22 protein-coding genes, 1 tRNA gene and 1 pseudogene are annotated in these 21,678 nt (G+C 67.9%); 10 read left to right on the plus strand and 14 right to left on the minus strand.

Translation table 11 applies throughout. From position 1 onward, the window contains the following. Nucleotides 1-57: 57 nt before the first annotated feature. Nucleotides 58-1,605 carry an MFS transporter gene (locus ABZV91_RS24485; protein WP_355245979.1) on the plus strand — a complete coding sequence of 516 codons (1,548 nt, stop codon included), beginning with the start codon at nucleotides 58-60 and terminating at the stop codon, nucleotides 1,603-1,605. Here ABZV91_RS24485 and ABZV91_RS24490 read toward each other — a convergent pair. Both ABZV91_RS24490 and ABZV91_RS24495 read right to left on the minus strand, forming a co-directional pair. Then, entirely contained in the window at nucleotides 1,570-2,181 is a 612-nt protein-coding gene (locus ABZV91_RS24490; RefSeq protein ID WP_355245982.1) for an SIS domain-containing protein, read from the minus strand. The genes ABZV91_RS24485 and ABZV91_RS24490 overlap by 36 nt on opposite strands. Next, nucleotides 2,178-2,900: a hydrogenase assembly protein HupF gene (locus ABZV91_RS24495; RefSeq protein ID WP_355245985.1), complete on the minus strand. Its 723-nt coding sequence runs from the start codon at nucleotides 2,898-2,900 to the stop codon at nucleotides 2,178-2,180. Before ABZV91_RS24495 ends, ABZV91_RS24490 begins: the two co-directional genes overlap by 4 nt. Nucleotides 2,901-3,335: 435 nt before the next feature. Between ABZV91_RS24495 and ABZV91_RS24500 the strand changes: the two genes are divergently transcribed. Further along, a complete protein-coding gene (locus tag ABZV91_RS24500) occupies nucleotides 3,336-3,797 on the plus strand; it encodes a nuclear transport factor 2 family protein (protein ID WP_355245988.1) in 462 nt (153 codons plus the stop codon). Nucleotides 3,798-4,017: 220 nt separating this feature from the next. On the opposite strand, the gene ABZV91_RS24505 is transcribed toward ABZV91_RS24500, so the two are convergent. Continuing rightward, the gene (locus tag ABZV91_RS24505; protein WP_355245991.1) at nucleotides 4,018-4,989 is read right to left on the minus strand and encodes a sulfite exporter TauE/SafE family protein; all 972 of its coding nucleotides are present in this window, start codon (nucleotides 4,987-4,989) and stop codon (nucleotides 4,018-4,020) included. A 184-nt stretch (nucleotides 4,990-5,173) separates the two neighbouring features. Here ABZV91_RS24505 and ABZV91_RS24510 point away from each other — a divergent pair, with 184 nt between their 5' ends. Continuing rightward, nucleotides 5,174-6,211, plus strand: coding sequence for an NADP-dependent oxidoreductase (locus ABZV91_RS24510; RefSeq protein WP_355245993.1), 1,038 nt, complete (start codon nucleotides 5,174-5,176; stop codon nucleotides 6,209-6,211). Nucleotides 6,212-6,288: 77 nt separating this feature from the next. On the opposite strand, the gene ABZV91_RS24515 is transcribed toward ABZV91_RS24510, so the two are convergent. Continuing rightward, entirely contained in the window at nucleotides 6,289-6,912 is a 624-nt protein-coding gene (locus tag ABZV91_RS24515; RefSeq protein WP_355245996.1) for a DUF6069 family protein, read from the minus strand. A gap of 122 nt (nucleotides 6,913-7,034) precedes the next feature. Here ABZV91_RS24515 and ABZV91_RS24520 point away from each other — a divergent pair. Then, nucleotides 7,035-7,184, plus strand: a pseudogene (locus ABZV91_RS24520) (alkyl sulfatase C-terminal domain-containing protein); the annotation flags it as partial. 63 nt (nucleotides 7,185-7,247) lie between these two features. Further along, nucleotides 7,248-7,574, plus strand: a complete 327-nt coding sequence (locus tag ABZV91_RS24525) for a helix-turn-helix domain-containing protein (RefSeq protein WP_355245998.1) — start codon at nucleotides 7,248-7,250, stop codon at nucleotides 7,572-7,574. Between the two features lie 92 nt (nucleotides 7,575-7,666). Here ABZV91_RS24525 and ABZV91_RS24530 read toward each other — a convergent pair whose 3' ends face one another. After that, nucleotides 7,667-8,422 carry a helix-turn-helix transcriptional regulator gene (locus ABZV91_RS24530; RefSeq protein WP_355246001.1) on the minus strand — a complete coding sequence of 252 codons (756 nt, stop codon included), beginning with the start codon at nucleotides 8,420-8,422 and terminating at the stop codon, nucleotides 7,667-7,669. A gap of 220 nt (nucleotides 8,423-8,642) precedes the next feature. Here ABZV91_RS24530 and ABZV91_RS24535 point away from each other — a divergent pair, with 220 nt between their 5' ends. Further along, the gene (locus tag ABZV91_RS24535) at nucleotides 8,643-8,984 is read left to right on the plus strand and encodes a hypothetical protein (RefSeq protein ID WP_355246004.1); all 342 of its coding nucleotides are present in this window, start codon (nucleotides 8,643-8,645) and stop codon (nucleotides 8,982-8,984) included. 288 nt (nucleotides 8,985-9,272) lie between these two features. Next, nucleotides 9,273-9,977 (plus strand): hypothetical protein, encoded by a 705-nt coding sequence (locus ABZV91_RS24540; RefSeq protein WP_355246006.1) that lies wholly within the window; start codon nucleotides 9,273-9,275, stop codon nucleotides 9,975-9,977. Nucleotides 9,978-10,353: 376 nt separating this feature from the next. Here ABZV91_RS24540 and ABZV91_RS24545 read toward each other — a convergent pair. The 9 genes from ABZV91_RS24545 to ABZV91_RS24585 all read right to left on the minus strand — a co-directional run bounded on the left by ABZV91_RS24545 (nucleotide 10,354) and on the right by ABZV91_RS24585 (nucleotide 18,442). Then, nucleotides 10,354-10,427: transfer RNA gene (locus tag ABZV91_RS24545), tRNA-Leu, on the minus strand. A 57-nt stretch (nucleotides 10,428-10,484) separates the two neighbouring features. Beyond that, nucleotides 10,485-11,039: a hypothetical protein gene (locus ABZV91_RS24550; RefSeq protein ID WP_355246009.1), complete on the minus strand. Its 555-nt coding sequence runs from the start codon at nucleotides 11,037-11,039 to the stop codon at nucleotides 10,485-10,487. A 5-nt stretch (nucleotides 11,040-11,044) separates the two neighbouring features. Next, nucleotides 11,045-12,523: an amino acid permease gene (locus ABZV91_RS24555; protein ID WP_355246011.1), complete on the minus strand. Its 1,479-nt coding sequence runs from the start codon at nucleotides 12,521-12,523 to the stop codon at nucleotides 11,045-11,047. A gap of 39 nt (nucleotides 12,524-12,562) precedes the next feature. Continuing rightward, nucleotides 12,563-14,017 carry a peptide MFS transporter gene (locus ABZV91_RS24560; protein WP_355246014.1) on the minus strand — a complete coding sequence of 485 codons (1,455 nt, stop codon included), beginning with the start codon at nucleotides 14,015-14,017 and terminating at the stop codon, nucleotides 12,563-12,565. Between the two features lie 101 nt (nucleotides 14,018-14,118). Continuing rightward, on the minus strand, nucleotides 14,119-15,066 hold the full coding sequence (locus ABZV91_RS24565; RefSeq protein WP_355246017.1) for a Ppx/GppA phosphatase family protein: 948 nt from the start codon (nucleotides 15,064-15,066) through the stop codon (nucleotides 14,119-14,121). Nucleotides 15,067-15,186: 120 nt separating this feature from the next. After that, nucleotides 15,187-15,705 (minus strand): DUF501 domain-containing protein, encoded by a 519-nt coding sequence (locus ABZV91_RS24570; RefSeq protein ID WP_355246020.1) that lies wholly within the window; start codon nucleotides 15,703-15,705, stop codon nucleotides 15,187-15,189. Next, on the minus strand, nucleotides 15,702-16,289 hold the full coding sequence (locus ABZV91_RS24575; protein WP_355246023.1) for a septum formation initiator family protein: 588 nt from the start codon (nucleotides 16,287-16,289) through the stop codon (nucleotides 15,702-15,704). Before ABZV91_RS24575 ends, ABZV91_RS24570 begins: the two co-directional genes overlap by 4 nt. Nucleotides 16,290-16,294: 5 nt before the next feature. Continuing rightward, nucleotides 16,295-17,578 (minus strand): phosphopyruvate hydratase, encoded by a 1,284-nt coding sequence (eno, locus tag ABZV91_RS24580; RefSeq protein ID WP_355246025.1) that lies wholly within the window; start codon nucleotides 17,576-17,578, stop codon nucleotides 16,295-16,297. Nucleotides 17,579-17,707: 129 nt separating this feature from the next. After that, nucleotides 17,708-18,442, minus strand: a complete 735-nt coding sequence (locus tag ABZV91_RS24585) for a lytic murein transglycosylase (protein WP_355246040.1) — start codon at nucleotides 18,440-18,442, stop codon at nucleotides 17,708-17,710. A gap of 238 nt (nucleotides 18,443-18,680) precedes the next feature. On the opposite strand from ABZV91_RS24585, the gene ABZV91_RS24590 reads away from it, so the two are divergent. The 3 genes from ABZV91_RS24590 to ABZV91_RS24600 all read left to right on the plus strand — a co-directional run bounded on the left by ABZV91_RS24590 (nucleotide 18,681) and on the right by ABZV91_RS24600 (nucleotide 21,588). Further along, a complete protein-coding gene (locus ABZV91_RS24590; RefSeq protein WP_355246028.1) occupies nucleotides 18,681-19,868 on the plus strand; it encodes a hypothetical protein in 1,188 nt (395 codons plus the stop codon). A gap of 15 nt (nucleotides 19,869-19,883) precedes the next feature. Beyond that, entirely contained in the window at nucleotides 19,884-21,107 is a 1,224-nt protein-coding gene (locus ABZV91_RS24595) for a hypothetical protein (RefSeq protein WP_355246031.1), read from the plus strand. Nucleotides 21,108-21,216: 109 nt separating this feature from the next. After that, complete coding sequence (locus tag ABZV91_RS24600) at nucleotides 21,217-21,588, plus strand: protein kinase (RefSeq protein ID WP_355246034.1); 372 nt, start codon at nucleotides 21,217-21,219, stop codon at nucleotides 21,586-21,588. The last annotated feature ends 90 nt before the right edge of the window (nucleotides 21,589-21,678 follow it).

Here is a 21,678-nt window from a genome sequence, read left to right on the forward strand (position 1 = left end):
GCATTGTGCTCTGATCAAGGGAACAACCGCTTGTTCCCCATCTGCCGGGAGGTGGCCATGACATCGGTGAACGCGCGCCTGTCCCGGGCGCACATCTGGTTGCTCACCCTGTCGTCGATGGCCGTCGCGCTGGTCATCGCCGCCATGGCCGCCCTCTACACCGCGCTCCCCGAGATCGCCGCCGATACGGGCGCCACCCAGCAGCAGCTCACCTGGGTCGTCGACGGCTACACCCTCGCGCTGGCCTGTCTGGTCCTGTTCTCCGGCGCCCTGGGCGACCGGTTCGGCCGCCGCATCATGATGGTGCTCGGCCTGATGGTGTTCGCGATCGCCTCCGCGGTACCGCTGGCACTGGACGAGCCGCACTGGATCATCGCTTCGCGCGCCGTGGCGGGGGTGGGCGCGGCGCTGGTGATGCCGTCCACTCTTTCCCTGCTCACCGGCGGGTTCCCGCCCGAACGGCGCGGGGTGGCCGTCGGGTTGTGGGCGGGCGTCGTCTCCGGTGGGGCGGTCCTGGGCATCCTCGGCTCCGGCCTGCTGCTGCAGATCTGGACCTGGCAGGCCATCTTCCTCGCGATGACGGTCGCCGGCGTCGTCCTGGCTATCGCCGGCTGCACGGTCCCCGAATCCGTGGACGACACCCGGCCCCCGCTGGACTTCTGGGGCGGTATCACCGCGTCGGTCGCCGTGGGCGCCGTCGTGATCGGCGCCATCGAAGCGCCGGTGCGCGGCTGGACCGATCCACTGGTCCTGGGCTTGTTCGGGGTCGGGGCCCTCGCCGGCGTCGGATTCGCGACGGTCGAGTTGCGGGTGCCTCATCCCCTCCTGGATGTGCGGCTGTTCGCCGACCGCGGCTTCGGCAGCGGCGCGGTGAGCGTCGGCGTGCAGTTCCTGGTGGCCTTCGGCTACTTCCTGCTCTTCGTCCAGTACATGCAACTGATCTTCGGGTACTCACCGCTGGTATCCGCGCTGGCGATGGCACCGATGATCGCGCCCCTGATCGCTGTCTCGGTCGTCGCCCCGCGGCTGGCCGAACGGTTCGGCCTGCGCCTGCCGACTTTCATCGGTCTGCTGTGTGTAGGCGGTGCGCTCATCCTGGTATCCCGGATCGCGGTGGACAGCACCTACCTCGATGTGCTCTGGCCGCTGCTCATCCTGAGCACCGGCCTGGGTCTGTGCACCGCCCCGGCGACCGCCGCGATCATCAATGGCACACCCCCGGAGAAGCACGGGGTGGCGTCCGCGGTGAACGACGCCTCCCGGGAGGTCGGGGCGGCCATCGGTATCGCGATCTCCGGCAGCATCCTCGCCGTCGGTTATGCCGACCGGATCGCCCCGGCACTGCCCCGGCTACCCGAAGCGGCCCGCGGCCCGGTCGGTGATTCGCTCGCCGCCGCACTGGAGGTCGCCGAGCGAGGGGGTCCGGCGGCCGCCCCGCTGGCGGCGTTCGCCGAGGAAGCCTTCGTGCACGGCGCCGCGCGGGCGGCCCTCGCCCTGGGCATCCTCACCGTGGTGATGGCGTTCGTGCTGGGCGCGTGGGCTCCCGGGCGCCGCACCGCCCGCGCCGATTCAGCCGCCGAGGACGCCGTGCTGATGAACCGATAGCCACAGCGCGTACCCCAGCAGGGCCTGCGTCTCGTGGATGCGGTGCGGACACCGCGAATCGACCACCAGGCAGCGGTCCACCGTGTCACCGTGGACGAACGCGCCGCCGTCGCAGCCGGCGAAACCGACCGTGTACATCCCGCGTTCCCGGGCCTCCGCCAGCCCCGCCAGCAGATCCGGCGAGTCGCCGCTGGTCGACATGGCCACCGCGATATCGCCGGACTGTCCGCGCGCGGCCAGCTGGCGCGCGAACACCGATTCGAAGCCGCAGTCGTCGCCGACGGCGGTGAGTACCGCCTCGTCGGCCGACAGCGACCACGCCGGCAGCGCGGTACCGTCCGGCGGCCGGGCGAACAGGGTCGCGAGGGTGGCGGCATCCGTGGCGCTGCCGCCGTTGCCGAAGGTGAAGAGCCGGCCGCCGCCGGTGAAGCGACGCGCCATCTCCCGGGCGGCCCCGGCCACCGGTTCCGCGTTCGCCGCGAGGGCCCGCGTCCGCACCTCGATGCTCTCCGCGGCCCGAGCCCGCGCGCACGCGGCCAGTTCGCCGAGCAGCACACCCGCCTCGTCCGACGTCATCGCTCCTCCTCCACTCCGGCCGTGCTCACCGCTATACCGGCGTGCACCAGCACCAGATCCCCCGGCCGTACCGGTTCGACGAAGGTCGTCGTGACGGTCTCGGTGCCCAGCGGCGTGCGGATACGCGCCGTCCCGTCACCGAGCGGAGTCACCACCTCGCCGAGCCTGCCCTCTTCCCCACCGAGCTCTCGGCGCCGCGGCCCCCGCTCCGGCGCGACCAGGCCGGGATACCCGAAACATCGCTGGGTGAGCTCCCACAGCAGGTGGTAGAGCAGTACCAGATCGCCCGCTACCGACAACCGGGAATCCGGGCCGTCCAGCCACAGCAGATGGTCGGCGAGCCCGGTGGCCGGCCGCGGGCCCGACCCGATCCAGATGGTGTGCACGCCCCAGGCCGGGCTACGCACCAGCAGCGACCGTACCTGCGGCTCATGCGCGGCGGCGACCGCGAGCACCATATCGCCGGGCCGGGCCGAGACCCGAGCGGTATCCACGAGATTCGGCCCCGTCAGAGCGGCAGCGGACAGGGTACGCCCTCCGGTGGCCGCCGGATGCACGAATTCGACGGCGATGTGCTGGGCGTGTGGTTCCCAGGAGGGCGCCACACACCACAGCGTCGCGCCGGCCGCGAATCGCCGGGCCAGCGCCAGCGCCGCAACCGCCAGGGCTTCGCCCAGATCGGCACGAAAAGGTGTGGCCGCCAGAGGATCGCTCACCATGGCACCACCCCATCGACAGCCACGACCGGGGCTTCACCACCGTAGTCGGAGCTCTCGCCGATCCGGCCCGGTATGCCCCAATACATCTCAGTCCTCCTCCAGCGACGCGGACACGATGACCGAAACACGGTGGCCTACCGACGTTTCCGTCCACCGACCGTTGTCCAGCCCTATCGGTGCGGTACTACCCGGCTGTGACGAAAATACGAATCCCGGTCGCGGGCCGCGCTCTCACGCCGATTTGCCGGGCAGGCACAGATCGTCACAGGCACTCGCGGGAAAACGGCCGAGGCAGGTCGGAGTAGTAGCCGAACACGACTTTCACCACCTGATCTCGGAGGCCCTGGTCGACCCGCCCGCGTAAAGTCTCGTGAGTTCGAGTCGGCGCTCGAATGAATTTCGTCTACATGTCCACCCGAACGGAGCTCCACCGCCATGCCCGACACCACCTCGGCCGATCTCGGTCCGCGTGAGATCTTGGCCCGTTACCAGCGGGCGATGCTCGACAAGTCCGCGGACGACCTGGCCGACCTGTACGCGGTCGACGCCGTCCACGAGTTTCCCTTCTCCTTCCCCGGCATGCCTGAGCGCTACCAGGGACGCGAAGAGGTCCGCGCCGGCTATCGAGCGGCCTGGGACGCGAGTCCGGCGCAACCCCGGGAGATCCGCGAAGCCGTAATCCACGAGAGCACCGACCGAGAGGTGATCGTCGTCGAGCAGGTCGTCTCCGGAACCGTGACCACCACCGGCGGGTCCTTCGCCATTCCCGGTCTACTCGTGATCCGAGTCCGGAACGGCCGGATCGTGCATGTCCGCGACTACATGGACGGGCTCGGCGCTGCGCGCGCGATGGAACGACCGACCTCCCCGGCCGCCGATCTCGAGAACCGCGACTGAGCCCCGACATCGGACCGGTCCGTCGATGCCTGCGACGGTGTCGGTTGCTTCTGGGCGGGGCCGGTCAGGGACGGGTAGCTGCGGTGTCCCCGTCGTTCGGACCCGCCGATCGCGCAGACAGAGAAGGCGCCCGGCCGCCCGGACATGTTGTCCGGGCAGCCGGGCGCTGTCCCTCACCCTCCGGTCCTACCGCCCCGCGGGCGAGCCGGGCGACCGGCAGCTACCTGACCGGCACCTGCGTCGCGTCCGGGGAGCCGTCACCGGCGGCTTCGGTGTCGGCGGGCTCTGTCACCGCGGGGTCGGCAGCGTCCACGGTGTCGGCAGCGGGGGCGGTCCGGGACTTCCGCCACGCGTGGACGGTGAGCGCGACCGCCACCACGACGATCAACACATAACCGATCGTGCGCGGCGCGCCCTCGATATCGAAGTGCTTGAACAGCGTGCGCGCGTTGGTGAGGACCAGCAACCCGCCGACCCCGGTGCCCAGCACACCCGGGGTGATCCGGCTGACCAGCCACGCGGCGATCGGTGCGGCGATCACGCCGCCGAGCGCCAGACCCGCGATGATCAGCAGGTTGTCGAAGAAATCCGAGCCCAGCCCCAGCAGGAAGCCGACACTGGCCGAGGCCGAGACGATGAACTCCGAAGCGCTCACCGAACCGATCACCGTGCGCGGCGCGGACCGTCCCGTGGTCAGCAGCGTGCTGGTGGTGACCGGGCCCCAGCCGCCGCCACCGCTGGCGTCGATGAAGCCGCCGAACAGGCCGAGCGGGGTCAGGAACTTCGCGGAGTGCGCTGTCTTCTCCGAGGCGGCGAACTCCACCGGGGGACGCGAGGAGAACCGGATCACCAGGAAGACACCGATCGCGAGGAGGATGCCGGCGGTGATCGGCGCGGCGGATTCGGTGGAGATCCGGGACAGCACCGTCGCGCCCAGGAAGGCGCCGATACCACCGGGCACACCCAGCCGTAATACGACCCTCCAGTCGATATTGCCGAATCGCCAGTGCGATGCCCCGGAGGCCAGGGTGGTGGCGACCTCGGCGAAGTGGACCGCCGCGCTCGCATGCGCCGCACCCGTGCCGCTGAGGACGAGCAGCGTCGTCGCGGTGACGCCGAAGGCCATCCCGAGCGTGCCGTCGACGATCTGCGCGCCGATACCCACAAGGGTGAAAACCAGTAACTTGATCATGACGGTGTGCTCCCCGAACCTGGACCGAAGATCCGAGGGTACGACGTGGTCACGCGGTTGACACGGGTTGCGATCACCGTGAATGCAATACTGCCGGACTGCCCCGTCGGCATCCGGTACGGCGCCCCGAGGGCGCGGAAAAAGAAGGCGACACCGGTGGCGTCTCTCGGGCACACTGTCCGCCGTGACCGACCGCACCTTCCGTCAGATGGTCCTGCGCGAACGGCCGGCCGCCGGGATCACTGCCGGTACTTTTGCCGAAAAGCGTAGCCCCTTCCCGGTATTGGAGAACGGCGAGGCCCTCGTGCGGGTGGAGTGGCTCGGTATCGACGCCACCCAGCGCACCTGGCTCAACCCCGCGACGACGTATACGACACCGGTCGGCGTCGGCGAGGTGATGCGCGGCAGCGGGGTGGGGCGGGTGGTCGCCTCCCGCGACCCGGCGCTACCGGAGGGCCAGTGGGTCTACGGTGAGCTCGGCTGGCAGGAATACACCGTGGCACGCGCCAGTGGATTGTTCGGCGTGAATCCGGTGCCCCCGGGGATCGACCCCCGCCATATGCTGACCGTTTTCGGCGTGAGCGGGTTGACCGCCTATATCGGGATCACCCGGGTGCTGGAGGTCGCGGAAAGCGACGCGGTGCTGATCACCGGCGCGGCCGGCAGCGTCGGATCGCTGGCCGGACAGATCGCGCGGCTGCTCGGGGCGCGGGTGCTCGGCACCGCCGGTACCCCGGAGAAAGTGGGCTGGGTGCGCGAAACCGCCCGTTTCGACGCCTGCCTGGACTATCGCGCCGACGACGTCCCCGCCGCGCTGCGCGCTTTCGCACCCGACGGCCTGAACGCGGTATTCGACAATATCGGCGGCACCCTGCTGGAGAACGCGCTGGACCACCTGGCCCTGCACGCCCGGATCGCGCTCTGCGGATCGATCTCCTCCGGCTACACGGCCGCCGGCTACGGTGCCGGACCCGCGAATTATATGCAGCTGGCCTTCCGCCGCGCCCGTATGGAGGGCTTCATCTTCTACGACCACCACGCCGATTTCCCGGCGGCACTGAGCCGGCTCGCGAACTGGGTGGCGGCGGGTGAGCTGGTCTGGGCCGAGGACGTCGTAGACGGTCTCGGTAACGCCCCGGCGGCCCTGCAACGCCTCTTCGACGGGTCCAACCTCGGTAAACAGCTCGTCCGTGTCCGGCCGGAAGACGCCGCGCCCGACTGAGACCGCCCGTATGACGCACCTGGGTCCCGGGCGCCCACGACACCCGGGACCCGGCGCGACGGCACCGGACGGAAGACTCAGTACTGGGACTGCGGGCGCCGGATGATCGCCCCGGACCCGACCCCGCCGAGCAGCGAGATGATGCACAACCCCGCGATCAGATTGATCACGGCCGTGGCGATCTTGGCATCCACCCCGGCGACCAGGGTGAACGGCACCAGCGTCGCCAGCGCGGTGACCAGCCCGGTGATCCAGTAGAAGAACTGCATCGGACTCGGCATCAGGGCCAGCAGCAGGTTCAGCAGACCGGTCGCGGCGATCGCGGCGGCCCCACCGGCCACGGCGTACGAGGTGGTCGAGACGGTGCCGTAGGCCCCCGCGCCCTCCGGCGAGAGGACCGCGATGTTCAGGATGCCGCGCACCAGCATGATCAGCACCACGATCACCAGCGCGACAACGATGGCCGTACCGACACCGCCCGCCCACAACCGGCCGACATTGATCTTCGGTTCGTTCGACCGCTCGGTCGATCGCTCGGGCTGATCCGACTGGTACCCGTATTCGACCTGGTGCCCGTACTCCGGCTCCGTCGAGTAACCCTGCTGCTGGGGATAACCCTGCTGCTGGGGGTAGGCCTGCGTCCGAGGGTAACCCTGGCGGTGAGGGTCCTGGCGCCCGTAATTGTGCGGCGGTTCCGTCATAGGGGGAAAGTACCCCGCCTGAGCTCCGCGACCCACCCGAATCGGTAGGCGCATGTCGGGCACGACACCGGCCGGATTCATCCGTACCGGGTAAGGGCACCCGCCCGGCCGGCCCGAAGGCCGCCCTGGCGGCGCTACTGCTGCAACCGAAGACGGCGCGCGAGGTCATCGAGAAGCACTCACTGCGCGCCGACGGAGACAAATCCGTCTTGGCCGCGCTGGCGGAGGTGGTCGACGAACTCGACCCCCACTTCGATATCCTCACCCCGTGACCAACCCGCTGCGGGCACGGGTCGATCTCGACACCACACCTTCGTGGTAGCGAAACTGTGCGAGTGAACCACAGGCACTGGAAGACGCTCCAGGAACGCGAACTCGCACAGGGCTACAGCGAACCGACGCATATCGCCGAGGTCCGTCGTGAGATCCGGCTTTCCATGGCACTGGCCGAAGCCATCTACGAACGCCGCACCGAACTCGGCATGACCCACCAGACCCTCGCCGAGCGCGCCGGGCTCGAGCAGACCGGAATCTCTCGGATAGAAGGCTCCGACATCGTGCCGAGCCTTCTGCTGCTGGCTGATCTGGCGAACGCCCTCGACGCTACCGCCAGCATCACTCTCGACACCGATAACATCCGTGTCGTGTTCGTCGGCCACTGACACAGCCTGATCCGCCGAACTTTCAAGCATTGGCATCGCACCTGTGACGGGCGACGAACCCACCGCCCCTCGACAACGCCCCGATCAGCCGCTCAGTCGTCGAGTGGAACGGGATGGCTGTATGCATCGATGGCCGCCTTGGCCGTCGAGGGCTCCTGCATCAGGAGTTCCCACGGCCCGGTGTTGATCTCGAAGTTCTTCCCGAAGCCGACCCACTTCCCGGCCATCCGGTTACCCGTCAACTCGACGAGCAGTTGGATGGAACCGTGGTATCGCGCCCCTCGGTAGTAGCCCTCCGCAGCGGTGCGCTCGCTCCACACACCGGTGGCTATATGCCCATCGACGGTCAGGTCCATCTCCAGTGCGGACGGTGACGAGCCCGGAATGCTGCGAATCGTAAGGCGGTCGTCGTGCTGAAGGATGACCGCATAGTGAGCTGCGGTGAATGTCGCGTCTCGGCCGCTCGAGTAGTATTCGTACCGCGACAACCACACTCCGGCGTAGTTGCCCGGCGGGCGTGGGCGCGCAGTAGCGGTGCTCGTCGGCCTTTCCGAGGGCACTCGGCCGATGGAGGATTCGACTTCGCGGCTTCCGTCCTCCGCGCCCGAGAGAGCGCGCCCCGCCATCACGGCGCCGAAGCCGAGCGTTTCGATCGGTAGACCCATCACCTTCTCCAGTGCTCGGGCGTGCACGGGACGCGGGTTGACGGTGTGCCCGGCCTCCCAGCGCTGCACCAAGCGCTTTGTGGCACTGAGGCAACCGGCTTCCCGCAATGCGCGCGCCAGATCGTCCTGACTCATCAACCGGGCGTTCCGCGCTGCCCGCAGCGCCGTGTTCGGTCCCGTCATGCGCTCACAATAACGGTTATGACGCCTAAATGTCGCCCTGTTTCGGCACCTGATCGTCGCCCTTTCCGTCGCCGCTTTTTCCAGGTCGGACCATCAGGCTCCAGACAGCAGCCGTCGAGAAGCGCTATATCCGGCTTTGTCGGCGTCGCAACTTCCAAGCATCTGGACCGAGAGAGGACGAAGTGGAACAGCAAACCCAGCGCCGACTGGTGGGCGCACCGTGGAGGTTCTCAAACACGCCATCGGAACTCGACACATGAAGCGGACAGTTGCCCTGCTGCACAACGACCATGGTGCATCCGGATTGGATGCACTATTGCAGCGGAACGGCCTCCGGCTCGTCTTCACTGTGCGGACGGACTCTCCCGCCGTTCTGGCGGCCCTGATCGCCGTGCAACACGCGCTGGAGCATGCCGCCGAGGTGGTTGTGATTCCACATCTGGGATCACTCGAACCCGATACACCCTGGTGGGTGATAACCGACGTGGCCGAACTGATCACCGGGACTCACGTGTATCCGCCGCGAGCCGGCATCTTCGACATGCCCGGGAATGGGTCATGATCTGGAGCCCAACGCTGGTCGTACTCGCGATTGCCGGAATCGCTGTCTTCGTAATCGCGGTCACCCTGCCGGGGCCCAGGGACTGATGAGGATCGGCACGAGCGCTGCGGCGCACTCGAACGGCATGCGTCCAAATCCGAATACATTGGCGCCGCTGCGATGCGTTGTGGCCCGAGGTTCCATGTCGGCCCTCGTAACAGGCTGGACCAGGATGACGACAACGCAGATCCTCGCAACGGCCCCAAAGCACTTGACCGCGCTGTCAACCGACGCCGCATCGAGTTCGACATGTCCCGGGTCGACCTCGCCGAGCAGGTTGGCGCTCAGCCGCAGCGAATGATCTCGTTCAGCGGGCTCCAACCCCACCGGGTGCCCCGCTATGGTCTTCGGGTGCCACGACCTTGTTCTTCGGCCTTGCAGCGGTGGAAGAGTGACCGCTGGAAAGCGCTCGACAGCCTCGAATCAGCTCATACCGCAGTGACCGGCGGACGGCGCGGCCGTCAGTACGCCACCGAACATCTCAACCTGGCGCTGTTCGTGAGCCTTGCTGCGGAGTTCCAGGGGTTCTGCCGCGACTTGCACGATGAAGCAGCAGAAGCCATAGCCAGCCAGGTGGGGCCGCCGGGTGACGCAACTGTTGTACTCTTCCAGAGCGCGTTGACCCGGGCTCGAAACCTGGATAAAGGGAATGCACAGCCGGGCGGGCTGGGCAACGACTTCTACATTCTCGACATACCGCTATGGGCGGACCTGGAAGTCAGGTACCCAACTCGTAAGAAGCAGTGGCATACGACCTTGACCAGCCTCAACTCTGCCCGTAATGCGATAGCTCATCGCAATGATGACCAGTTGGCGAAGGTGAAGCTCCAGCAGCCGCTGAACCTTGCGACCTTCAGGAAGTGGAGGTCATCACTGAACGGCGCTGCGTCTGGTTTCGACTACGTTGTCGGCGCATACTTGAAGGATTCAGCGACTGTCGGCTGGCACGCGTAGGAGGTGAACAACGATGGCTCGCAAGTCCGTGAAGAAGACGGATCGCACTCTGAAGCCGGGCGATCATGTTCGTGCCCGTATAGGCCGACGCGAGGTAGAGGGCACCGTGACCAGCTCCAGCGGGGGCCGAGTCCATGTCACCTTCAAGGTGGCGGGCGCTGATGAGCCTGTCTCCAGGCTGTACCGCGAGACCGAGCTCCGGTCGGTGTGAGGTTCAACCGACAACGAACCTAGTTTCCGATTCAGCCGCTCAGTTGCATCGCCCTGGGCAGGGTCGTGTTGTCGCGAACCGACGGGAACCAAATCCAACCTCACCAAGCGAGCTGAACTCGGTCGAGTACGTCGCAAACACCCTGTCCGACCTGCGGCATAGCAGTGCCCCCAGTGGGACTCGAACCCACACTTGGCGGATTTTAAGTCCGCTGCCTCTGCCAATTGGGCTATGGGGGCGTGCGGACCACACACTACCGACTCGTACACCCGTACCGGAATACCCGTGAGTGGGAGTCACACTGTGGGATCTGTCTGAATCGCCTGGCATGCCTCCACCAGCACATCGGCGGCCAGCAAACCCGACTCCTCCGCTGCCTCGCGCACCTCATCGGATAATTCGTAGTCCGTGGTCACCGCCAGCAACGCCAGTTGCAGGGCTTCGCCCAGCCGGCCGAGCCGGCGGGCGATCACCAGTTCGTCCATCTCGGCGCCCATGTTCTCCCAGCCCACCGGTTGCACCCCGTCGATACGGTAGCGGCGCAGGGTGTCCTCGCCGAGGACCTTCATGAAGTCCACCGCCGAGGCCATACAGCGGTTGTTGGCGACCCGGTACTCGGTGCGGTCGGCGATCTTCTCGATGAGGACCGCGACGATGGTCGCGGCGGTGAACATGCCGTCGCACACCCGGGCGGGTGCGGCGACGGCTGGACCCGGCGGGGCGGTGGCCAGACCGGTGGTCACCGCGTCGATCCATTCGACCACCAGGTCCGTGCCGGACGCGTCGTCTCGGACCGGCAGATGCACGGGCTGTATCTCCCGGCGCCGGAACCACCGCCACGATAGACCCATCGCGATCACTCCTGTTCGGAAGCGGACCTACCGACCAGCGAATGCCGTCGGCCGTATGCGAAGTACATCACCAAACCGAGCAGCATCCAGACTACGAAACGCAGCCAGGTTTCGACCGAAAGATTCACCATCAACCACAGGCACGACAGGACCGCCAGGATGGGCAGGAACGGCACCAGCGGCACCCGGAAACCGCGCGGCAGGTCGGGCCGGGTGCGCCGCAGGACGACCACCCCGATGGAGACCAACAGGAAGGCGAACAGCGTGCCGATGTTCACCATTTCCTCGAGGGTGCCGAACTCCACGAAACCGGCCAGGATCGCGCACACCACACCGACGACGATGGTGATCCGCACCGGCGTGCCGCGCTGACCGGTCCGGGCGAGCCAGCGCGGGGTGAGGCCGTCGCGCGACATTGCGAACAGCACCCGGGTCTGGCCGAGCAGCATCACCATGACCACGGTGGTCAGGCCGGCCAGGGCACCGATGGAGATGATGTTCTTGGCCCAGGTGGCGCCGTGCACCGCGAACGCGGTCGCCAAGGTGGCGTCGTCCCCGGCGAGCTCGGTGTAGGGGACCATGCCCGTCAGTACGATCGAGACGGCGACGTAGAGGATGGTGACCACGACCAGCGAGCCGAGGATGCCGCGCGGCAGATCCCGCTGTGGGTTCTTGGTCTCCTCGGCGGCGGTGGCGACCACGTCGAAGCCGATGAACGCGAAGAACACCAGGCTGGCCGCGGCCAGCAGGCCGTACCAGCCGAAGGTGCTGTTACCGCCGCCGGTCACCCAGGAGAACAGCGACTGTGTCAGCCCTTGGCCCTGCTCGGTGGGCTGTGCCTCCGGGATGAACGGGCTCAGGTTGTCGGCGTCGAAGAAGGTGAGCCCGACAATGATCACCAGCAGGATCACTCCGACCTTGATCGCCACGGCGACCGCGGACACCCGCGAGGAGAGTTTGGTGCCGATCGCGAGGAGGGTGGTGAGCACCGCGATCAGCAGCACCGCCCCCCAGTCGAAGGTGACACCGCCTATCTCCACGACCGCCGCGCCCTTGTCGAACACCTGACCCAGGTACTGCGACCAGCCCTTGGACACCACGGCCGCCGCGAGCGCGAACTCGAGCAGCAGGTCCCAGCCGATGATCCAGGCCGCGAGCTCCCCGAAAGTGGCGTAGGAGAAGGTGTAGGCGCTGCCGGCCACCGGCACGGTGGAGGCGAACTCCGCGTAGCACAGGGCGGTGAGGCCGCAGGCGATGGCGGCGAAGACGAACGCCAGCGAGACGGCGGGCCCCGCGGTATTGCCCGCGGTGCGGGCGGTCAGCGTGAAGATACCGGCACCGATGACGACAGCGACACCGAAGATCGCCAGGTCCCAGGCGGTGAGGTCCTTGCGCAGCTTCGTGCCGGGCTCCTCGGTATCGCGGATCGACTGCTCCACGCTCTTGGTGCGGAACAGTGAATTGCGGCTGGTCGGCGTCGTCACTGCGGCCTCCTGATCATTCCGGCGCGAGTACCGGGAACGCTAGTGCACTCCCGCCATATATCGGGATATCCACGACGACAGTCCGGCAATCACGACACCCGCCGCGATCGCCACCAGCCCGGTGATCCCGAAATAGGCGAACTCGTCGTCCGGCGAGTAGAAACGTGCCAGCACACCCGACAAGGTGGTGCCCAGCGCGATCGACAGAAAATAGAGCGCCATCATCTGCGCCCGGAAATGCTCGGGGGCGAGCTGGGTGCTCACCGCGAGACCGATCGGGGAGATCAGCAGCTCCGAGACGGCGAACACCGCCATGATGAACAGCACCGCCAGCGCCGGCACCGACCGGCCGGTGCTCCCGGCGAGCGGGACGAACAGCAGGAACGCCGTCCCCATCCCGATCACCCCGAGCGCGAATTTGCGCGGAGTACTCGGTGCCCGGGTACCCAGTGTCGTCCACAGCGCGGCGAACAGTGGCGAGAGCGCGATGATCCACACCGGCTCCACCGAGCCGATCCAGTTCGACGGCGCGGTCCAACCGAAGATGTTCCAGTTCATCCGTTCGTCGGAGTACACGGCGAGCACGGTGAAGATCTGCTGGAACAGCGCCCAGAACACGACATTGGCCAGGAACAGCGGGACGAAGGCCCGCACCCGGCTCCGTTCCACCGTGCTCACCCGCCGATTGGTGAGCAGAACGGCGAAATACGCCACGGCGGCGACGACGATGAGGGCGGTGGTGACATCGGGCAGGTTGTCCACGGTGACCAGCCCGGTCACCAGCACCAGCACGATCACCAGGATCGCCGCGAGCACCACCGCGGCGAGCGGCCCGTAAGCGCTACGCGGCAGCGGGTCGGCGGGCCGGCGACCGGCGGTGCCCAGGTTACGGCGGAACGCCACGTACTGGATCAGTCCCAGCGCCATCCCGACCGCGGCCGCCCCGAAGCCGGCATGGAAACCCCACTCCTCCTGCAGCAGCCCGGTGATCAGCGGGCCGACGAAGGCGCCGAGATTGATCCCGAGGTAGAACAGCGTGAACCCGCCGTCGACCCGCGGATCCCCCTTCGGATACAGGGTGCCCAGCAGTGCGGACGCGTTCGATTTCAACGCGCCACTGCCCAGCGCCACCAGCACCAGGCCCACGCCCACACCGGTGAGCCCAGGGATCAGCGCCAGCGCGATATGCCCCGCCATCACCACGACGCCGCCGTAGAAGACGGTCCGCTCCATCCCGATCAACCTGTCCGATACCCAGCCGCCGATGATCGTGGAGAGATAGACCAGACCGCCGTACGCGCCGACCAGGCCGACGGCGACATCCTGGTCCATCCCGAGACCACCGTCGGTGGCCGAGTAGTACAGGTAGTAACCGAGGATGGTGAGCATCCCGTAGAAGGAGAAACGCTCCCACAGCTCGACACCGAACAGGTTGACGAGTCCGATCGGGTGACCGAAGAAGGTGCGTTCGGCGACGTCTGGTACTTCGGACATGCTCAGACTGTCCCACGCGCCCGGCCCGGCGCGTGGGATACCGGGCGAACCGATACCGCAGTTTCACGAACGCCCCGCCCCGGTAACGGCGCGGGCCCCGGTCAGGCGATCGAGAGCGCGATCCCGTCCAGGATGTCGTGCTCACTGACGACCAGTTCGGTGATCCCGGCCCGCCGCTTCAGCTCCGCCGCCAGCACCTCGGTGATCACCGCGCCCCCGCCGATGACATCGACCCGGCCCGGATGCATGGGGCCCAGCGCGGCACGCTCGTCGTGGTTCATCCCGATCAGCCGATCGCAGACCGCGTTCAACTCGGGCAGCGGGATCCGCGCCAGATGCGTTCTCGTCGAATCGTATTCGGGCAGGTCCAACGCGACGGCCGCGAGTGTGGTCATGGTGCCGGCCACCCCCACCCAAGTGTGCGCGCCGTCCACCGGGACGTGGGTGAACGCCTCGGTCAGCCGTTCGGTCGCGAACTCCCGGGCCGCGGCCACCTCGCCGGCCTCCGGCGGATTCCCGCGCAGGCACCGCTCGGTGACCCGTACACAGCCGATATCGGCGGAGAACGCCGCCTGCACCCCGTCACCGTCTCCGACCACGAGTTCGGTGGACCCGCCGCCCAGATCGACCACGACGAAGGGCCCGTCCGCCGCCGCCAGCTCCCCGACCGCCCCGCTGAACGACAACCGCGCCTCCTCGTCGCCGGTGATCACCTCGGCGCTCGCGCCCGGCACCACCCGGCCGAGCTCGGCCCGGGTCATCGCGAAGAAATCCTCCCGGTTCGACGCGTCGCGGGTGGCGGAGGTGGCGACCATGCGGACCCGGCTCACCCCGTGCTCGAGCATGAGCGACACGTAGTCGGCCAGTGCCACGCGGGTACGTTCGATCGCCTCCGGGTTCAGTTGCCCCGTCGCGTCGACCCCTTTCCCGAGACGCACGATCCGCATCTCCCGGTGCACATCGGTCAAGGTCGAATCCGCGCCGATATCGGCGATCAGCAGTCGGATCGAATTGGTGCCGCAGTCCACGGCAGCGACCCGGTCGGTCATAGCAACTCCTTCGTAGCCTGTACATACGGTCCGCGGAACCCGCAGCAAAGGCGGAGGTACCGCCTCACGATCCCTCCCTCGAAGCCGGCACACCCGGTCGGCGCAAGCGGAGGTATCGCCTCATTCGTCTTCGGTCGCCGCGTATTCCGGCCAGTCCGCCGGGATCGCGCTCCCGCGCAATCCGTTCGCCGCCGCCAGCGCCACCGCCTCGTCACCGAGCGGATTGACTCCGGGGCCCTTGGCCAGCGCGTGCGCGATCAGCACATGGAGGCATTTCACCCGGTCCGGCATGCCGCCGCCGGTGAAATCGGTGCCCAGCGACTCGATCTCGTCGCGTTCGGCCAGATAACTCTCGTGCGCGGCGCGATAGGCGGCGGCGAGTTCGGGATCGCGGCCGAGCCGATCGGTCATCCCCTTCATCACACCCGCGGACTCCAGCCGGCTGGCCTCCGCCGTCAGCCGCGGGTCGGTGAGGTAGTAGAGAGTCGGGAACGGGGTGCCGTCGGGCAGCTTCGGCGCCGTCTTGACCACCGCGGGCAGGCCGTCGGGCGTCCGGTAGGCGATGGCGAGCACCCCGCGCGGCGCGCGGCCCAACTGTTCGGCGACGATCTGCAGATCTCGGTCGTCGGGTGTACTCACCTGGGTCCTTCCGGCTGCGGCGCGGGTGTTTCGGTTTCGGGGGGCGGCTCGGAAATGCTCCGCCACAGATCCGTGTACCACGGATCCGGTTCGTGCCGGGGGGCCTGCGGATCCGGGATCGCCGGCACTTCGATCCCCGGAACCTGCACGATATAAGGGGTTTCGCCCGGCATCACCAGGCGTAACCGGTCGCGCGCCTCGGAGCGGATATAGGCCGGGTCCTCCTGCTGGGCGCGGCGGTCCTTCAGCCGGTCGATATCGGCCTCGAGCGTCCGGCGTTCGGCGGCCAGCTGATCGGCCTCGGCGCGCTGGGTGAAATAGGTGCGCATGGGGACGGCCAGTGTCATCGCCAGCGCGCACACCACCATCGCCAGAATGATCGCCTTACCGGCGGACAACCCCAGGATGGTCCGCTCCGACCAGTCCCGCGCGCCGTCCGCGCCGGCTCTGGTCCGGCGGGTGGTGCGCCGCACCCGTTCCGCCCCGCCGTGCACTTCGGCGGCGGGGCGGCGCGACGGCGCGCGCGACGTGCGGCGGTCGCCCCGTCCCGCGGGACTGGTACCGCGCGCACGCCGCTCCGACATCTACCTCAGTCCTCGAAGGTGAAGCGCGGGAACGCCACGTCACCGGCGTAGCGAGCCGAATCGCCGAGCGCGTCCTCGATCCGCAGCAGCTGGTTGTACTTGGCCACCCGCTCGCTGCGCGCCGGGGCGCCGGTCTTGATCTGGCCGCTGCCCACCGCGACGGCGAGGTCGGCGATGGTGGTGTCCTCGGTTTCACCGGACCGGTGCGACATCATCGTCTTGTACCCGTTGCGGTGCGCCAGTTCGACGGCGTCCAGGGTCTCGGTGAGGGTGCCGATCTGGTTCACCTTCACCAGCAGCGCGTTGGCCGCGCCCTTGGCGATACCGTCCTCGAGACGCTCGGGGTTGGTGACGAACAGGTCGTCGCCGACCAGCTGCACCTTGTCGCCGATCTCGTCGGTGAGCGCGACCCAGCCGTCCCAGTCGTCCTCCGACAGCGGATCCTCGATCGACACCAGCGGGTAGGCGGCCCGCAATTCGGTGTAGAACTTCGCCATCTCGGAGGCCGAGCGTGCCGAACCCTCGAACTGGTAGGCCCCGTCCCGGTAGAACTCGGTCGCCGCGACGTCCAGCGCCAGCGCCACATCCCGGCCCAGCTTCAGGCCGGTCTTACCGATCGCGACGCTGATGAGATCCAGCGCCTCCTTGGTGCCGGCGACATCGGGCGCGAAACCACCCTCGTCACCCAGCCCGGTGGCCAGGCCCTTCTCCTTCAGCACCGCCTTGAGCGCGTGGTAGACCTCCGCGCCCCAGCGCAGCGATTCCTTGAACGTCGGCGCGCCGATCGGCGCCACCATGAACTCCTGCACATCCACCCCGGTATCGGCGTGCGCGCCGCCGTTGAGGATGTTCATCATCGGCACCGGCAGCACATGGGCGTTCGGTCCCCCGAGATAGCGGAACAGTTCCAGACCCGAGGACTCCGCGGCCGCCCGCGCCACCGCCAGGGAGACACCCAGCAGCGCGTTGGCGCCGAGGCGCGATTTGTCCGGGGTCCCGTCGAGATCGAGCAGCGCCTGGTCGACGGTGCGCTGTTCGACGGCGTCCAGGCCGATCACGGCCGGAGCGATCTCGTCGAGCACCCCCTCGACGGCTTTCTGCACGCCCTTGCCGTTGTAGCGGTCCCCGCCGTCGCGGAGTTCCACGGCCTCGTGCTCGCCGGTGGAGGCACCGGAGGGCACCGCGGCGCGGGTCAGGGTGCCGTCGTCGAGGGCGATCTCGACCTCGACGGTGGGGTTACCGCGCGAATCCAGGATCTCGCGAGCTCCGACCTGTTCGATGATGGCCACGAAACAACACTCCTTCGGCTGGTGGCACGGTAGTTATCGGGACGAGCCGTGCGATTGCGAGCCTAATAGGCCCGGTTGCGGCCAGTCCATCCGCCGCCCCGCAGCACCCGCGGCAGTTCCCGCGCCACTTCAGACGCGCCGGCCGACGCTGTAGGCCGCGGCCCGATCGCGAACCACTGTCATATAGCTCTCCGACCTGTTGTAGGTGAACAGCGCCCGGCTCCACCCCTCGGCAGTGCCCAGGGCTCCGCCGCTCACGCACAGATACCTCGCCGCGGTGAGCGCCGCGTCATCGATACTGTGCGGATCGGCGACCCCGTCCCCATTGGCATCGACTCCCCATCTGCGCCAGGTCTCCGGGATGAACTGCATCGGCCCGACCGCCCGATCGAACACCCGGTCCCCGTCGAGCAGCCCCTCGTCGGTATCCCGGATCTCCGCCACCCCCGGCGCCCCGTCCAGCGGGATCCCGATGATCGAGGGCTCCACCAGGCCGTCGTCGCGCACCTCCGCCCCGCGATGCCGGCCGTGATCGCTCTCCACACTCCCGATCCCCGCCAGCGTCGTCCAGCCGATCCCGCAATTCGGCCGCGCCCGCGCCATCACCGCCGCCGCGTACCCGTACGCCTCGAGCGCGGCCACCGGCATATCCAGCGCACCGGCGTGCTCGGCCGCCCACGGTTTCAGTTGTGCGGCGGCCCGTCCGGGAGCGTCGATATCGATGACGGGCACGGGCGCCCCGGGTCCGGGCGGAATCCCCTCGGGAATGGGCACCAGATCCTCGCCGGCCCCGCACCCGGTCAGCACCAGGGCAACCAACGAAGCGGCGACGAGGCCGAACCTGCGGAAACACACACCATCCATCATCCAGACGGGCAGGTCCGGGGAACCCCGGGTGAAGGATCCGACAGCACAGATCACAGTGGCCGTGGCAACGGTCGCCCGGATGTCTCGATACCGGGCGGTCCCGGCAACTGCCCTCGTCCCGCCACTGTCCGGCTCGATCGCTCACACGTAACCCGTTGAGCCGCCACACCGTGCAGTACGATTCCGCAGGATCGCGATTCGTGAGGGGGCCGCAATGCACCGACCGGGAGGGGCTGTGCTGCGCGGAATCTGCACCGCGCTCGCGGCCGGGCTGCTGCTCCCGACCCTCGCGAGCTGCGGTGCGGTGGTAGCCGGTGAAGCGATCCGTGCCGCACCGGATCTGTCGGGACTCGACGTGGGGAACTATCCGACCGAACCCGTCGCGTTCGGCACAGCGGACGATGACGAGGCCGCTCGATACCGGGAAGGTCAGCGACTGGGCGATTTCGTGGCTCTCCCGTTCGAAATAGATCCGAGCTATGTGAACCGGGTCGCGGGCACGGGCGGACCTGTTGTACTGGATCGCCGCGATATGCAGTCCCTGGTCATCAACGACACCTTCGACGAAGTCGCCGCGGATCTGATCACGGGCTGGGTCCATACCTGGTCGACCGACGGAGACCCGGGCACCGCACAACAGCTCAGTATCGCCGTTCTGATGTTCCCCGACGCCGCCACCGCCGGCTCCGTCGCCGGCGGGCTGGAACACGACGATTTCACCTTCAATTCCGACAATCGACCGGTACAGCTGCCGAAATACCCGCAGTCGAAGGCACACTGGCGACCGGGTCACGCCTCATTGGGAAGCTGGACCGCTCACGACCGCTATGTCGTCTTCGTCAAGTACGACGACCGGTCCGAAAAGGCCGACCTACCGGCAATGGCGCAGCGCACCGAATCCGCACTCGACGTTCAGCTTCCCTTGCTCGACGAATTCGAGCCCACCCCGGCGGAACAGCTGGACGACATCGACCTCGACCCGGACGGCGTGCTGGCCCTCGCCCTGCCGAAGAGCCCGCGGATGGTCGCGATGTACGGCCCGCCGGACGCATTCCGCGGCCGCGGTGCGGTGTACGCCCTGAGCGGCATCAGAGATCTGCAGTTCCTGGATTCCGGCCGGGTCACCGGCATCGCGCTGGGCGAATCGGTGGTCATGCGCAGCGAGACGGCGCAGGGAGCTCGCACGCTGTGGGACCACTTCCGGCCCGATACCCACGATGCGGCGGGCAGCCGGATGATCGAGGCGCCCGAGGGAATCGACGGACAGGTCGCGTGCTTCAGCAGAGAGGTGGCCGCGCACCTGAATCCCTCGGCGTTCTGCGTACTCCAGACGGGAAGATACTTCGCGCAGGTGGAGGGCGGCCAGATCCAAGATCTTCATCAGAAGACCTCGGCGCAGTACGCCCTGCTCCTGCGTGGATAGGGGGAAGAGTTGCGGTTGTCGGACACTCACAGATCTACCGGGCCCGGTAAGCGAATACTGCTCGCGCTGGTCACGCTGGCCGCGGCGGTGGCGAGCACCGCCTGCGGGGGCACGATCACCGGCCGGGCAGCCCCCGGTGCCACCCCTGTGGACCTGGGAAAGCTCGATGTCGGGCTGTTCCCCACCGAACCGGTGGCTTTCGAAATGGATATCTCCACGGACGCGGATGTGTACTCGCTCGAGGCGCGGCGGATGCTCGGTTTCCTGATCTCACCGCACGACGTGGACCCCGAACTCCGCTACCTGAACGAGACCCAGCTGGCCCTCCCCGGCACCACGCCCTCCCTGCTGCCGGAGGAATTCACGCCGATCTCTGAGAAGAACTACCTGGTCGCGGGGGTCGTGACCGCGCGCGGCAACAACAACCCGCGCACGCCTCAGGAGGGTACCGTCGCACTGCTGAGATTCGGCAACGACGAGTACGCCCGAGTGGCCGCCGCCGAGTTCGGCGCGGCCATGGACAAGCGCACCCCTGGTCGCGAGAAGCTCCCGATACCGGGGCACGAGCAGGCCCACGCCGGCCGCGTCCCGACCCGCGATCGCGCGCAGGTCTTCGCCGCCTCGGGCCCCTACGTCGTGGCCGGCTCGATCTCCGCCCCCGCCGATCGAGCAGACCGGATGGCCGATCAGTTGAAACGACTGCTCGACCTGCAATTCGCGGCAATGCGGGAGCTGACGCCCACGCCGCCGGACGATATCCTCGACCTTCCCGTCGACCCGGAGGGAATCATGAGCACCGCGCTGGCGCCGGAGTACGCGGGCAGCGCGGCGTACAACGAACTGGCCGGCGCCTACTCCCCCGCGGCCCATATCCACTTCGAGAACGACGCCGATCAGCTACCCGGCTACGCGAGATACGGAGTGGACCTGGTCGCGCGCAACGACGCCACCGTCTATCGCACAGCGTCTGCCGAACAGGCCTTCACGTTGCAGTCGACACTGTCCCGGCCGGCCGAATACGACGAGGAGATCCCGGGGCCGTCGGGCCTCGTCGACGCCCGGTGCGTCCAACGGTCCACCACCGCGATCATGTCCGACCGGTTCTTCTGCGTCACCGTGTACGAGCGCTATGTGGCCGTGGTCGGTTCCTACGGACTCGGCGATCTGCCGGCACCGGAGTTGTACCAGGCCACGGCCGCCCAGTACGCCGTACTCGCCAACAGCGGGATACCCGGATGACCCGGCGCCGCGCCGCTGCCGACACCACGCCGGGCGGGACACACTGCGCTCGTGAACCGAGACGACGACAGCACGCCCGGTGGGCGGTCGTAGGGACGAGGAGGAACGAATGGTGTTGCCGCCCGGTGCCGTAGTCGGCGGCTATCGACTGACTCGGCTGCTCGGCAGCGGCGGTATGGGTGCGGTCTACCTGGGGCAGCATCCCAGCCTGCCCCGCCAGGACGCGATCAAGATCCTCGACGAAGACCTGTCCGGTGATCCCGAATTCCGGGCTCGGTTCGAGCGTGAGGGTGATCTTGCGGCAGGACTCGACCACCCCAATATCGTCCCGGTCTACAACCGCGGCGAAGAGGACGGACGGCTCTGGATCGCGATGAAGTTCGTCCCGGGTACCGACGCGTCCGAGGAAGCCCAGAAGGGCCCCGCGGGCATGACCCCGGCTCGCGCGCTGCACATCATCTCCGGAGTGGGCAGGGGCTGACTGGGCCCCGGTGGCGGATCCACCGATCATGCGAGTTGCGGTTGGTTGAACTCGGTCGGTGTCCATTGCTGCCGGAACGCTTCAGGAGTG

The sequence above is a fragment of the Nocardia sp. NPDC004568 genome, from assembly GCF_040609955.1.
Classification (GTDB): domain Bacteria; phylum Actinomycetota; class Actinomycetes; order Mycobacteriales; family Mycobacteriaceae; genus Nocardia.

Excerpts from the sequence above, each read along its gene's own strand:
- ABZV91_RS24495 (WP_355245985.1), bottom strand. The coding sequence starts at position 2,900 with ATGGTGAGCGATCCTCTGGCGGCCACACCTTTTCGTGCCGATCTGGGC.
- ABZV91_RS24575 (WP_355246023.1), bottom strand. The coding sequence starts at position 16,289 with ATGTCGGAGCGGCGTGCGCGCGGTACCAGTCCCGCGGGACGGGGCGAC.
- ABZV91_RS24515 (WP_355245996.1), bottom strand. The coding sequence starts at position 6,912 with ATGACGGAACCGCCGCACAATTACGGGCGCCAGGACCCTCACCGCCAG.
- ABZV91_RS24505 (WP_355245991.1), bottom strand. The coding sequence starts at position 4,989 with ATGATCAAGTTACTGGTTTTCACCCTTGTGGGTATCGGCGCGCAGATC.
- ABZV91_RS24585 (WP_355246040.1), bottom strand. The coding sequence starts at position 18,442 with ATGGATGGTGTGTGTTTCCGCAGGTTCGGCCTCGTCGCCGCTTCGTTG.
- ABZV91_RS24600 (WP_355246034.1), top strand. The coding sequence starts at position 21,217 with ATGGTGTTGCCGCCCGGTGCCGTAGTCGGCGGCTATCGACTGACTCGG.
- ABZV91_RS24500 (WP_355245988.1), top strand. The coding sequence starts at position 3,336 with ATGCCCGACACCACCTCGGCCGATCTCGGTCCGCGTGAGATCTTGGCC.
- ABZV91_RS24530 (WP_355246001.1), bottom strand. The coding sequence starts at position 8,422 with ATGACGGGACCGAACACGGCGCTGCGGGCAGCGCGGAACGCCCGGTTG.
- ABZV91_RS24485 (WP_355245979.1), top strand. The coding sequence starts at position 58 with ATGACATCGGTGAACGCGCGCCTGTCCCGGGCGCACATCTGGTTGCTC.
- ABZV91_RS24540 (WP_355246006.1), top strand. The coding sequence starts at position 9,273 with ATGTCCCGGGTCGACCTCGCCGAGCAGGTTGGCGCTCAGCCGCAGCGA.
- ABZV91_RS24560 (WP_355246014.1), bottom strand. The coding sequence starts at position 14,017 with ATGTCCGAAGTACCAGACGTCGCCGAACGCACCTTCTTCGGTCACCCG.
- ABZV91_RS24565 (WP_355246017.1), bottom strand. The coding sequence starts at position 15,066 with ATGACCGACCGGGTCGCTGCCGTGGACTGCGGCACCAATTCGATCCGA.
- ABZV91_RS24490 (WP_355245982.1), bottom strand. The coding sequence starts at position 2,181 with ATGACGTCGGACGAGGCGGGTGTGCTGCTCGGCGAACTGGCCGCGTGC.
- ABZV91_RS24550 (WP_355246009.1), bottom strand. The coding sequence starts at position 11,039 with ATGGGTCTATCGTGGCGGTGGTTCCGGCGCCGGGAGATACAGCCCGTG.